The organism is Bradyrhizobium manausense (assembly GCF_001440035.1).
Lineage (GTDB): Bacteria > Pseudomonadota > Alphaproteobacteria > Rhizobiales > Xanthobacteraceae > Bradyrhizobium > Bradyrhizobium manausense.
In genome coordinates this window covers 317007-328584 of sequence record NZ_LJYG01000104.1, presented here as the reverse complement: position 1 = coordinate 328584, position 11578 = coordinate 317007, and the positions used below count along the sequence as shown (strand labels likewise).

The following is an 11578-nucleotide window of genomic DNA, read 5'->3' as shown; positions in this document are numbered from 1 at the left end:
CAGGTCGTCCGGCAGCGCCGCCTTGCCGAGCAGCGCCTTGGCGCAGCCGGCCGACAGGCGGTCGGCGACTGCAATCACTTCGTCAGTGGCGTGCAGCGCGCCGGCACCGACCAGCATCGCGACTTTCTTGCCGGCGTTGAGAACTTCGGCGGCATGATCGAGCTCGGCCTCGCGCGGCATCATTCGTGGACCGCTGTAGCCGACGCCGGAATGCAGCGTGCCGTGCGCGCGCGGAGGCCCTTCATAGGGCTCTTCCTGCAGGTCGTTGGGCAGGATGATGGCCGTCGGGGCCCGGCGTGCGAGCGCGATCCGTACCGCGCGGTCGATCAGGTGCCGCACTTGAGCGGGCGAGGAGGCCTGCGCGACATAAGCGCCGGCAACGTCCTTGAACATCGAGACGAGATCGAGTTCCTGCTGATAGCTGCCACCGAGCGCGTTTCGCGCCTGCTGGCCGACAATCGCCAGCACGGGCTGGTGGTCGAGCAGCGCGTCATAGAGCCCGGTGATGAGATGCGAGGCGCCGGGGCCCGACGTTGCGATACAGACGCCAAGCTCGCCGCAGAATTTCGCATAGGCCGATGCCATGAACGCCGCCATCTCCTCGTGGCGGGCCTGCACGAAGCCGATCCTGGTCTCGGCCTTGGCCTCCGCCCGGTTCAGGGCGCCGAACACGCCATTGATGCCGTCGCCGGGGTAACCGAAGATGTGACGCACGCCCCATTGATGCAGACGCTGGACGACGAAGTCGGAGACGGTCTGAGACATCGCGGGCGGCTCCCGGTTTCCTTGGCTGGACAATCAAGAACAGCGCGCCTGCGGTGATGTTCCTGTCAGGGCGCAGGTGCCCTCTGGAACGATCGCCCCTTGGCGCTCGTTGGTCCCCACATCGGCTGAGTGGAGAATAGACATGTTGAATCAAGGCGAGCTGGACCGCAGCGAGATGGGCCGTCTGATCGGCAGCGACAAGGTCGAGGGAACATCGGTCTACGGCGCCGACCGCAACCGGATCGGTTCGATCGAACGCGTGATGATCGACAAGATCAGCGGCAAGGTGTCCTACGCCGTGCTCGGCTTCGGCGGATTCCTGGGGATCGGCAACGATCACTATCCGTTGCCCTGGCAGTCGCTGAAATACGACACCGAGCTCGGCGGCTATGTCACCGGAATCACCGCGAAGGCGCTCGAAGGCGCGCCGAAATATGGCGAGCGCAGCGACTGGAACTGGGGTGATGACGCCGCGATGCGCGGCGTCAATGCCTACTATGGCGTTCCATTCGCTTAAAGCTCGTTGCAGACAAAGGCAGACCCGATGAGCAAGGAAAAGCCCACCGATGATCCCAGGCAGCAGAACGACTGGGGATCGCACGCCCAGACGGACAAGCCCTGGAAGGGCAATCCGGAGAAGGAGCAGAGGTCCGGCGACAAGAAGCCCGATCTGGAGAAATGGCAGGAGACCAAAACGCACTGATCTCGTGCGCAGGCAATGAATGAAGCGCGGTACCGCCGGTGCCGCGCTTCATTCTTGCGCAATGCGTTCACGATTGACGGCGGTGCTTCCGGCAGCCGGAACCATGCCCCAGCGCTGCGGTTAGGTTCCGGCGTGCGCGCAAGGCGAGCCTCTGCCGCAGCAAAAACCCCGATCGAGGTGTTCGCCGTGGATGCTCAAATCCGGGAGCGTGGCCCGTCGGCGGAGCAGCCGCAGAAGGCGGAAGCTCCAAAGACTTCGCCTGATCCAAAGCACGAGAGCAAGGAGCAGTCGGCCAAGCCGGACCAAACTCCGACGCTGCGCGAGCGGATCGCCGAGCACTGGCTGCTCGCAACCGTCGGCGCCATCGTGCTGATCGCAGCGTTGGTCGGCGGTCTGCTCTACTGGCTCCAGGTCCGCCACTATGAATCCACCGATGATGCATTCGTCGCCGCCCGCAGCTTTTCCGTGGCCCCGAAGGTCGGCGGCTACGTCACCGATATCCCTGTGACCGACAACCAGCATGTCAATGCCGGCGATCTCCTCGCCAGGATCGACGAGCGCGATTATCGCATCGCCGTCGATCAGGCCGAGGCCCAGGTCGAGGTCTCCAAGGCCAACATCAGCAATGTCGCGGCGCAGATCGATTCCCAACAGGAGCAGATCAAGCAGGCCCAGGCGCAGCTCGAGCAGGCGCAGGCCCAGCTTCAGTTCGCGCAGGAGGAGTTCAACCGCGCACAAGATCTCGTCGAGAAGGGCGCCGGCACCGTGCAGCGTCAGCAGCAGACCCGCTCCGATCTTCAGGCCCAACAGGCCAACACGGAGCGCGCGAAGACAGCGGTGATCGCGGCGCAGGTCGGCATCAAGAGTCTGCAAGCCCAGCTGGAAGGCGCCAAGGCGCAACTCGAGCAATCGCAGGCGCAGCTCGATCAGGCCAGGCTGAACCTGCAATACACCGGCGTCGTTGCGGCGCAGTCCGGCCGCGTCGTCAAGCTCTCCGGCGCCAAGGGCACGTTCGTTACCGCAGGCCAGAGCCTGATGATGTTCGTCCCCGACGATGTCTGGATCGTCGCCAATTACAAGGAGACTCAACTTGCCGACATGCGGCCGGGCCAGCCGGTCGAGATCCGCATCGACGCCTATCCCGGGCGCAAGCTGAGCGGCCATGTCGATTCCGTGCAGCCGGGCTCCGGCACCGCCTTCAGCCTGCTGCCGGCGGAGAATGCCACCGGCAATTACGTCAAGGTGGTGCAGCGCGTGCCGGTGAAGATCGTGGTCGACGTTTGGCCGGCCGACCTGCCTGTCGGCCCGGGCATGTCGGTCGTGCCCTGGACCAGGGTGCGATGACGGACTCAACGCAGGACGGCGCGTCCACTGGTGCCTGGTCGCCGGAGCGCTCGGCGGCCGGCGGGCACAATCCTTATCTCATCGCCTTCGTGGTCTCGATCGCGACCTTCATGGAGGTGCTCGACACCACCATCGCCAATGTCGCGTTGCGCCACATTGCCGGCGGGCTCGCGGTCGGCATCGACGAGAGCACCTACGTCATCACCAGCTATCTCGTCGCCAATGCCATCGTGCTGTCGATCTCGGGCTGGCTGTCGACCGTGATCGGCCGCAAGCGCTTCTACATGTTTTGCGTGGCGACCTTCTCGGTGGCGTCCTTGTTGTGCGGCTTCGCGTGGAATTTGCAGGCACTGGTGCTGTTCCGCATCCTGCAAGGTCTCGGCGGCGGCGGCATGGCCACCAGCGAGCAGGCGATCCTCGCCGATTCCTTCCCGCCGCAGAAACGGGGCCAGGCCTTTGCGATCTATGGCGTCGCCGTGGTCGTCGCGCCGGTGGTCGGCCCGACGCTCGGCGGCTGGATCACCGATACCTATAGCTGGCACTGGGTGTTCCTGATCAACGTGCCGATGGGACTGCTCTCGCTGTTCCTGGTCGGCACGCTGGTCAAGGAGCCGTCAGGCGCGGAGGAGGAGCGGGCGAAGCTGCTCGCGAAGGGCCTGCGCGTCGACTATATCGGCTTTGCCCTGGTCGCGATCGGGCTCGGCTCGCTCGAATTCGTGCTCGACGAAGGCCAGCGCAACGACTGGTTCGGCTCGAATATGATCGTGCTTTTCGCGGTGCTCGCGGCGGCCTCGCTGCTCGCGCTTATCCCGTGGGAGCTGACGCGCGAGGATCCGATCGTCGACATCCGCCTGCTCGGTCGGCGGCAGTTCGCCGCCTGCTTCCTGGTCATGCTCGGCACCGGCGCGGTGCTGATCTCGACCACGCAGATTCTGCCGCAACTGCTTCAGACCGAGCTGAACTACACGGCGATGCTGGCTGGTCTCGCGTTGTCGCCCGGCGGTATCGCAACATTGTTGCTGATGCCCGTGGTTGGCAGGCTCGTCAGTACGGTGCAGCCCAAATATCTCATCATGTTCGGCGCCGCGGTCGTCGCGTTCTCGATGTGGCATCTGACCGGGCTCAACGGCGACATCACCTACGGCTACGCGGCGCTGGCTCGCATCTTCCTCGCGATCGGCCTTCCCTTCCTGTTTCTGCCGGTGACGACGGCTTCATATGACGGCGTGCCGCCCGACAAGACCAACCAGGCCTCGGCGCTGATCAATGTCGCCCGCAATATCGGCGGCTCCATGGGCGTCGCGCTGGCGCAAACGATTCTTGCGCAGCGCCAGCAATTCCATCAGAGCCGCCTGATCGAGCATGCCGCGCCATCCGACCTCGGCTACCAGCTGACCATCGAGGCGGTGACGCGCTACTTCCAGGCCCAGGGCTCGAATGCGAGCGATGCCGCCTCGCAGGCGGTCGCCTGGGTCGGCAGGACCTTGCAGCAGCAGGTCGATTTCCTCGCCTATATCGACGTGTTCTGGACGCTCGCGATCATCGCCGTGCTGATGATCCCGATTGCCGCCGTGCTGCGCCCGATCAATCTCGGCGCGCCCGCGCGGGGGCATTAGGCACCATCCGTCATTGCGAGCGCAGCGAAGCAATCCAGAATCGCTCCGCGGAAAGACTCTGGATTGCTTCGTCGCTACAGTGCAAAATTGCTTCGCAATTTTGTCACGAGCTCCTCGCAATGACGATGTCGTGAGACAGAACTCACCCCACCGCTTCCTTCCGCCCCGGCCCCGCATGCACATGAACCTGCTTGGCATGCAGCACATCACCGCATTCCGAGCACACCATCACCGGGTCGAACAGCTTGCCGCAGCTCTTGTGCTCGTGCAGCAGCGGGCGGCCGCGCTCGTCGCCCATGTGGGTGTCGCCCCAATGCACCATCGCCATGATGACCGGATAGAGGTCGAGGCCCTTCTGCGTCAGGATGTATTCGTAGCGCTTGGGCGCTTCGGAATAGGGGACGCGGCGCAGGATGCCGAAGCGGACCAGCTTCTTCAGCCGCTCCGACAAGAGATGCCGCGTGATCTGCAGCGACGACTGAAACGCCTCGAAGCGTCGCACCCGCAAAAAGCATTCGCGCAGGATCAGCAGCGTCCAGCGGTCGCCGACCACGGCGACGGTGCGGGAGAGCGAGCAGGGCTCCTCATCCAGCGTATCCCATTTCATGATCCTGTCTCCGGCACGGATCTAGTCAGTCAGAAAAAGGAACTGACTTTGAATGAACAAGGCTATTTCGGCTCCAAGCTAGCATTCGGATCGCAGGTTTGACAGTTCTATTTTAGAACTATAGCCTCCGGTCCAATCATGCTCTCAGCGGAGGAGGCGAGGATGTCCAGGCGAAACGCGACCGCGGCCGTGATCGGGGCCGGCGATTTCATCGGCGCCGAGATTGCCAAGAAATTCGCAGCCGAAGGCTTCTCGATCTACGCGGGCCGCCGCAACGGCGACAAGCTCGCGCCGCTGGTGAAGGACATCGAGGCCGCCGGCGGTGAGATCCATGCGCGGTCGCTGGACGCGCGCAAGGAGGAGGAGGTCATCTCCTTCCTCAACGACGCCGACAAGCATGCGCCGCTGGAGGTCTGCATCTTCAATGTCGGCGCCAACGTCAACTTCCCGATCCTCGACACCACCGAGCGCGTGTTCCGGAAAGTGTGGGAGATGGCCTGCTATTCCGGTTTCCTCGCCGGCCGCGAAGCGGCGCGGCTGATGCTGCCGCGCGGTGGCGGCAATATCTTCTTCACCGGCGCGACCGCGTCCTTGCGCGGCGGCAGCGGCTTTGCCGCCTTTGCCAGCGCCAAGTTTGGCTTGCGCGCCGTGGCGCAGGCGATGGCGCGCGAGCTCGGGCCGAAGAACATCCACGTCGCCCATCTCATCATCGATGCCGGCGTCGACACCGAATGGGTGCGGCAGCGCCGGCTCGAGGCGCTCGGCCCCAACGCGCTCGACAATCCCGACCTGCTGATGCCTCCGTCGGCCGTCGCCGAGTCCTATTGGCAGCTTTATCAGCAGCCGAAGAGCGCCTGGACCTTCGAAATGGAGATCCGCCCCTTCGGCGAGACATGGTGACCGCGGCGCAAAAGTCCGGCTAGACTGAACGCAACATCAGGCCAAATTCCGGGGAGGAGAATGAAGTGAAGACCGCGATCACCGAACTGTTCGGCATCGAGCATCCCATCATCCAGGGCGGCATGCATTTCGTCGGCTTTGCCGAGCTTGCCGCTGCCGTCTCCAATGCCGGAGGCCTTGGCATCATCACCGGCCTCACCCAGAAGACGCCGGAGCTGCTGGCCAGGGAGATCGCCCGCTGCCGTGACATGACCGACAAGCCGTTCGGCGTGAACCTCACCTTCCTGCCGGCTTTCTCGGCCCCGCCTTATCCGGAATACATCGCCGCCATCGTCGAAGGCGGCATCAAGGCGGTGGAGACCGCGGGCCGCAGCCCGGAAGCATACATGCCGGCGCTGAAGGCGGCGGGCATCAAGGTGATCCACAAATGCACCTCGGTGCGTCATTCGCTGAAGGCCGAGCGCATCGGCTGCGACGCCGTCAGCGTCGACGGCTTCGAGTGCGGCGGCCATCCCGGCGAGGACGACATTCCCAACATGATCCTGCTGCCGCGCGCGGCGGAGGAGTTGAACATTCCGTTCGTCGCCTCCGGCGGCATGGCCGACGGCCGCAGCCTCGTCGCGGCGCTGGCGCTGGGCGCATCAGGCATGAACATGGGCACGCGTTTCATCGCCACCAAGGAAGCGCCCGTCCATCAGAACGTGAAGAACGCGCTGGTCGCGGCCACCGAGCTCGACACCCGCCTGATCATGCGGGCCCTGCGCAACACCGAGCGCGTCTTGAAGAACGCCAATGTCGAGCGCCTGCTCGAGATCGAGCACGCCAGGGGCGACAAGCTCACGATCGACGACATCCACGACCAGGTCGCGGGCGTCTATCCCAGGATCATGCTGGAGGGGCAGATGGATGCCGGCGCTTGGAGCTGCGGCATGGTCGCGGGCCTCATCCACGACATCCCCAGCTGCAAGGAACTCATCGATCGCATCATGACTGAGGCGGAACAAATCATTCGTAACAGGCTGATCGGGTTCCTGGATGGGACGGGTGCGACGCGAAAGGTCGCCTGACACCGCCAAACTTCTTAACCACCGTTACATTTGGCCGCTGGAAATGCACGCGGCGCCTCCTAAATAGGGGTAAATTACTCCTTAACCAATCAATTTCAGGAGGTGTCCGTGGTCCTGAAAAGCATTCCCAGTGTGGTTGCCATTGCCCTCGTGCTCGCAGTGGGCGGTATCGCGCGCGCTGACGATTACAAGCCTGACGAATATCTCGGTCTCGATCTCTCCAAGGCAGTGCTGTCGCCGAAGCGGCTCGGGCCAGAGACGCATTTCGCTCCAGTCGCGATGGAAGCGAAGGGCGGCAACGAGGCGCAGGCCCGCGCCGAACCAGTCGACGTACCGAAGAAGGTCGCGGCCGAACGCGTGCGCGTCTCCGAGCCCAAGATGGCTGAGACCAAGATCGCTCACACCGAGATCGCTCACACCAGGAGCACCCAGCCGCGCGGCGCAGCCCGCACCAGGCTCGCGCACCGTCACGCCAATCCGCTCGACGCGCAGGCGATGGACACCCGCATCCAGACCTGGCCGTGCCGTTCCGGCGGCATCTGCAACTGGAAGCATTAAGAACAGCCGCTTCATCTCGCTTGCAGCCCATCCTTCGAGACGCCCGCCGATGGCGGGCCCTCAGGATGAGGGCGGAGTACGCGGCTGCAACTTAAGCGGGGGCAGTGCTGCTTAGCCTCATCCTGAGGAGACCGCTGGAAGCGGTCGTCTCGAAGGACAAGGCGCTTGCTCTGGCAGTCGCCAAGAAGCCACGGTCGCACATCGCCCGTCACCTGCGCGTCGCAAAACCGTAGGCCCGGAGTCAACAAACCGTAAGCCGGCCGTCAAACGACGCAGGCACCTTCCGTCGCGATTCGACGAAGGTTTCCTTGATGGCAACGCACCGCGCCGCGCGCGCATGGACCCGGCGGCAATTCCTGGTTCGCTCCACATCCTCTCTCGCCATCGCCTCGCTCGCAACGCCCCGCATCAGCCGCGCCGCTGATCGTCCGCACATCGCAGGTGGCATTCAGTCGGGCGATGTGTCGAACGGCTCGGCCGTGATCTGGGCGCGCGCCGATCGGCCGGCGCGGATGCAGGTGGAGTGCTCGACCGTCGAGAGTTTCACGACCATCATCGCGTCAGCGTCACGTGATGCGCTGCCGGACGCAGACTTCACGGCAAAACTGCAGCTCGACAATCTGCCGGGCGGGCAGGACATCTTCTATCGCGTCAGCTTCGACGACATCGCGACCGGCATGACAGGCGAAAGCCGCCTCGGTCATTTTCGCACGGCGCCAGCCGCCGGCCAGTCGATCTCGTTCCTGTGGTCCGGCGACGTCGCGGGGCAGGGCTGGGGCATCGACCTTTCGCGCGGCGGCTATCGCAGCTACCGCACCATGCTGGACAATAGACCGGATTTCTTCATCCACTCCGGCGACCACATCTATGCCGACTGCACGATTCCCTCCGAGCAGAAGCTGCCGAACGGCGAGATCTGGCGCAACGTCGTGACCGAGGAGAAATCGGAGGTCGCACACACCCTGGCGCAGTTCCGCGGCAACTACAAATACAACCATCTCGACCAGCACTTCCGCGCCTTCCACGCCGCGGTGCCGATGTTCGCGCAATGGGACGATCACGAGGTCACCAACGATTGGTCGCCGGCCGGCAGCTATGACGAGGCCGGCTTTGAAGACGACGGCACGCCGCGCCTGGTCGCACGCGCCCGCCGTGCCTTCTTCGACTTCATGCCGATCCGGGACATCGGCGCGCGGCAGGGCCGGGTCTATCGCAAGATCGCTTACGGCCCGCTGCTCGACATCTTCATGATCGACATGCGCAGCTATCGCGACGACAGCTGGAACAAGGGCGATGATCATCGCGGCTGGATTCTCGGCGCCGGGCAGCTCGCCTGGCTGAAGCGCGAGCTCGCCGCCTCGCGCGCGACCTGGAAGGTGATCGCGGCCGATTTGCCGATTGGGCTGGTCAGCCTCGGCGCCGTCGCGCTCGGCGACGGCCCCCCTGATCGGCGCGAGCACGAGATCGCCGATCTCCTGGCCTCGATCAAGCGCGCCGGCGTTCGCAACATCGTCTGGCTCACCGCCGACATGCACTACACCGCGGCGCACTTCTACGATCCGAACAGGGCGCAGTTTAGGGATTTCGAGCCGTTCTGGGAGTTCGTCTCTGGCCCGCTCCACGCCGGCACCTGGGGCCCGGGCGAACTCGACAACACCTTCGGCCCGGTCGCAATGTACCGGAACGGCTGCAGCGAGGCTCAGGGCGAGAATCTCGCACCCTGCTTCGGCTTGCAGTTCTTCGGCCGCGTCGACATCGACGGCACCAGCGGCGTGATGACGGTGACCCTGAAGGACGTCGACAACCGCGACCTCTGGTCAGTCGATATCGTGCCGCAACCGCAGCCGCGCCCGGCGGTCGTTGCGCAGCATTCGTGAGGCACTGTCATTCCGGGGCGATGCGCAGCATCGAACCCGGAATCTCGAGATTCTCAGGTGCGCAAACGCGCACCGGAGTTCGCCCTGCGGACGCCCCGGAAAGACGCCTCCAAACCCTAACCCGATCTTGATTGGCCGCCCCGCGCCTGCCGCGCTATCATGCCCGCTCCCGCCACCTCTTTTCCATCACCGAAGAGTCTGCTCACGCGGCATCGCTGCCTGCATCCGGCGGGCTGCAATATCTCAGGGAGCCTGTTCCATGGACCATCTGAAAACACGGGGCATCAGCATGCCCAAGCTCGGCCTCGGCACCTTCCGCATGCAGGGCGATGTCTGCCGCGAAGCGGTCGAGAGCGCGCTGTCGATCGGCTATCGCCACATCGACACCGCCGAAATGTACGCCAACGAGGAGGCCATCGGCGCCGCGCTCGCCGCTAGCTCCGTGCCGCGCGGCGAGCTGCATGTCACGACCAAGGTCTGGCACGAGAATCTCAGCCCGGATGCGATCCGCCGCGCCTTCGACGCCAGCCTGGCAAAGCTCAGGCTCGATCATGTCGACCTCTACCTCGTGCACTGGCCGTCGAGATCGGCGAACTGGGGCGCGGTGTTCGAGACCTTGATGAAGCTGAAAGAGGAGGGACGGACGCGGGCGATCGGCGTTGCCAATTTCACTACGGCATTGCTCAAGATCGCGGTCGAGGACATCAAGGCGCCGATCGCCTGCAACCAGGTCGAATATCACGCGATGCTGGATCAATCGAAGCTGCTGGCCTATCTCAGGGCGAAGTCTATCCCGCTGGTCGCCTATTGCCCGCTGGCGCAGGGGCGCTTTGCTTCGGATCCGGTCCTCGCCGAGATCGGCGCGAAGCACAACGCGAGCGCGGCACAGGTCGCATTGAAATGGCTGCTCGACCAGGACGGCGTTGCCGCGATCCCGAAGGCGTCACGCCGCGAGAGCCAGCAGGCCAATCTGGATGCGCTGAAGATCAAGCTGGATGATGCCGATCGCAAGAAGATCGCCGCGCTGCCGAAGGACAAGCGCTGCGTCAATCCGGGCTTCGCGCCGGACTGGGATTGATGGGCTCGCGAAGTATCGTAGGGTGGGCAAAGCGATTTGTCCGCCGTAGCTCGAAGAGCGAAGGCGGAAGCGTGCCCACCTCCCAGTCGTGGGCACGGCGCAAATGCGCCTTTGCCCACCCTACGATTTCGGACTTGTGGAGAGATACCTCTCGCCCGTCTCGCCTTGCGAGGGAGAGGGCGCAGAACGCATGGAAATGGCCCCGCGAGGGGCCATTTCCGGTTGCGTTGCGCATTAGTCCCAGTGATGATGGCGATGCTTGATCACCACGACGCGGTCGTGATGGCGCCAGCCGCGATGCAGCCCATAGTCGCGATGCTCGCGAAATTCGGCGCGGGCGCCGTACGGGCCGTGATGGCCGTGCTTGATGATCACGGTCTCAGCACTTGCCAGCGTCGGCGCCGCAACCGCGAGCGCACCCAGAGCGGCAACGACATAACCAAGCTTCTTCATGATGTCCTCCTCCAATCGAATGCAAATCTAAACCGCGCATCCGCATGAACGTTCCGGCGAAACGGGAAGAGAATTCTGAATGGATGTTCAGGATCAGGACGATGGCTGTGTGCAGCGTTGCTGTGGAAGCGTCGGCGCGCCAGTCTTCACGTATTTGCCATCCTTGATCGTGTATTCGCCCCGATCGCTGCGATTATAGATCGCGCGCAGGCTGCCGTCATTCGCATGCAGCAATCCGAATTCGCGCGTCTGATGCAACGATGCGAAGTAGACCATCAGGTTGAGCAGGCCCTCGGCGTTGACGGAGGCGGACACCACCTCGTTCTCATCCTTGACGTCACCGAAATCGCGCCGGTACATCACGCGGCCGTCCTTCCGGATTTCGTAAGTCAGCACCGCGCCCTTGTCGCGGTCGGGCCTGATAGCGCAGTCGACCGCCCATGACCCGAGCAAGCCCCATTGCTCGATCGTCGCCGCGAGCGTCTCGGCACGCGCGAGCGAACTGAACGCAACCCAAAGCACCGCCGCGCTGGTCCAGCGACTCAAATGACGCATCATGTCCCGAAAAGGCCCCGCCTCGAATAATTCCAGGCAAAGTCTAGCAGCCCCG

Annotated in this window: 13 protein-coding genes; 9 read left to right on the top strand and 4 right to left on the bottom strand. The window is 64.1% G+C overall.

Annotated elements, in window-relative coordinates:
- Positions 1–765 (bottom strand): thiamine pyrophosphate-binding protein (locus AOQ71_RS48745; RefSeq protein ID WP_245317196.1); only part of this gene is annotated, 765 nt, incomplete at its 3' end.
- 142 nt (positions 766–907) lie between these two features.
- Here AOQ71_RS48745 and AOQ71_RS28590 point away from each other — a divergent pair.
- The 4 genes from AOQ71_RS28590 (at position 908) to AOQ71_RS28580 (ending at position 4428) form a co-directional block, all read left to right on the top strand.
- Positions 908–1282, top strand: coding sequence for a PRC-barrel domain-containing protein (locus tag AOQ71_RS28590; RefSeq protein WP_057753670.1), 375 nt, complete (start codon positions 908–910; stop codon positions 1280–1282).
- Positions 1283–1309: 27 nt separating this feature from the next.
- Positions 1310–1468: a hypothetical protein gene (locus tag AOQ71_RS46405; protein WP_167354000.1), complete on the top strand. Its 159-nt coding sequence runs from the start codon at positions 1310–1312 to the stop codon at positions 1466–1468.
- Positions 1469–1654: 186 nt separating this feature from the next.
- Positions 1655–2812: an HlyD family secretion protein gene (locus AOQ71_RS28585; protein WP_057753885.1), complete on the top strand. Its 1158-nt coding sequence runs from the start codon at positions 1655–1657 to the stop codon at positions 2810–2812.
- Positions 2809–4428 carry a DHA2 family efflux MFS transporter permease subunit gene (locus AOQ71_RS28580; RefSeq protein ID WP_057753667.1) on the top strand — a complete coding sequence of 540 codons (1620 nt, stop codon included), beginning with the start codon at positions 2809–2811 and terminating at the stop codon, positions 4426–4428. Before AOQ71_RS28585 ends, AOQ71_RS28580 begins: the two co-directional genes overlap by 4 nt.
- A gap of 142 nt (positions 4429–4570) precedes the next feature.
- Here AOQ71_RS28580 and AOQ71_RS28575 read toward each other — a convergent pair whose 3' ends face one another.
- On the bottom strand, positions 4571–5035 hold the full coding sequence (locus AOQ71_RS28575) for a winged helix-turn-helix transcriptional regulator (protein ID WP_057753664.1): 465 nt from the start codon (positions 5033–5035) through the stop codon (positions 4571–4573).
- A 162-nt stretch (positions 5036–5197) separates the two neighbouring features.
- Here AOQ71_RS28575 and AOQ71_RS28570 point away from each other — a divergent pair, with 162 nt between their 5' ends.
- The 5 genes from AOQ71_RS28570 (at position 5198) to AOQ71_RS28550 (ending at position 10515) form a co-directional block, all read left to right on the top strand.
- Positions 5198–5935: an SDR family oxidoreductase gene (locus AOQ71_RS28570; RefSeq protein ID WP_057753882.1), complete on the top strand. Its 738-nt coding sequence runs from the start codon at positions 5198–5200 to the stop codon at positions 5933–5935.
- Positions 5936–6000: 65 nt separating this feature from the next.
- Positions 6001–7002, top strand: a complete 1002-nt coding sequence (locus AOQ71_RS28565; RefSeq protein WP_057753661.1) for an NAD(P)H-dependent flavin oxidoreductase — start codon at positions 6001–6003, stop codon at positions 7000–7002.
- A 108-nt stretch (positions 7003–7110) separates the two neighbouring features.
- On the top strand, positions 7111–7560 hold the full coding sequence (locus AOQ71_RS28560; protein WP_057753658.1) for a hypothetical protein: 450 nt from the start codon (positions 7111–7113) through the stop codon (positions 7558–7560).
- Between the two features lie 311 nt (positions 7561–7871).
- On the top strand, positions 7872–9437 hold the full coding sequence (locus tag AOQ71_RS28555) for an alkaline phosphatase D family protein (protein WP_057753655.1): 1566 nt from the start codon (positions 7872–7874) through the stop codon (positions 9435–9437).
- 259 nt (positions 9438–9696) lie between these two features.
- A complete protein-coding gene (locus AOQ71_RS28550) occupies positions 9697–10515 on the top strand; it encodes an aldo/keto reductase (RefSeq protein WP_057753652.1) in 819 nt (272 codons plus the stop codon).
- A gap of 234 nt (positions 10516–10749) precedes the next feature.
- On the opposite strand, the gene AOQ71_RS28545 is transcribed toward AOQ71_RS28550, so the two are convergent.
- Both AOQ71_RS28545 and AOQ71_RS28540 read right to left on the bottom strand, forming a co-directional pair.
- Positions 10750–10968, bottom strand: coding sequence for a hypothetical protein (locus AOQ71_RS28545; RefSeq protein WP_057753879.1), 219 nt, complete (start codon positions 10966–10968; stop codon positions 10750–10752).
- Positions 10969–11061: 93 nt separating this feature from the next.
- Positions 11062–11578, bottom strand: a 517-nt coding sequence (locus AOQ71_RS28540; RefSeq protein WP_430648659.1) for a hypothetical protein, incomplete at its 5' end; no start/stop codon positions are given.

What these genes read in the sequence shown, in the direction of transcription:
- AOQ71_RS28590 (WP_057753670.1), top strand. Translation starts at nt 908, where the DNA reads ATGTTGAATCAAGGCGAGCTGGACCGCAGCGAGATGGGCCGTCTGATC.
- AOQ71_RS46405 (WP_167354000.1), top strand. Translation starts at nt 1,310, where the DNA reads ATGAGCAAGGAAAAGCCCACCGATGATCCCAGGCAGCAGAACGACTGG.
- AOQ71_RS28580 (WP_057753667.1), top strand. Translation starts at nt 2,809, where the DNA reads ATGACGGACTCAACGCAGGACGGCGCGTCCACTGGTGCCTGGTCGCCG.
- AOQ71_RS28575 (WP_057753664.1), bottom strand. Translation starts at nt 5,035, where the DNA reads ATGAAATGGGATACGCTGGATGAGGAGCCCTGCTCGCTCTCCCGCACC.
- AOQ71_RS28570 (WP_057753882.1), top strand. Translation starts at nt 5,198, where the DNA reads ATGTCCAGGCGAAACGCGACCGCGGCCGTGATCGGGGCCGGCGATTTC.
- AOQ71_RS28555 (WP_057753655.1), top strand. Translation starts at nt 7,872, where the DNA reads ATGGCAACGCACCGCGCCGCGCGCGCATGGACCCGGCGGCAATTCCTG.
- AOQ71_RS28550 (WP_057753652.1), top strand. Translation starts at nt 9,697, where the DNA reads ATGGACCATCTGAAAACACGGGGCATCAGCATGCCCAAGCTCGGCCTC.
- AOQ71_RS28545 (WP_057753879.1), bottom strand. Translation starts at nt 10,968, where the DNA reads ATGAAGAAGCTTGGTTATGTCGTTGCCGCTCTGGGTGCGCTCGCGGTT.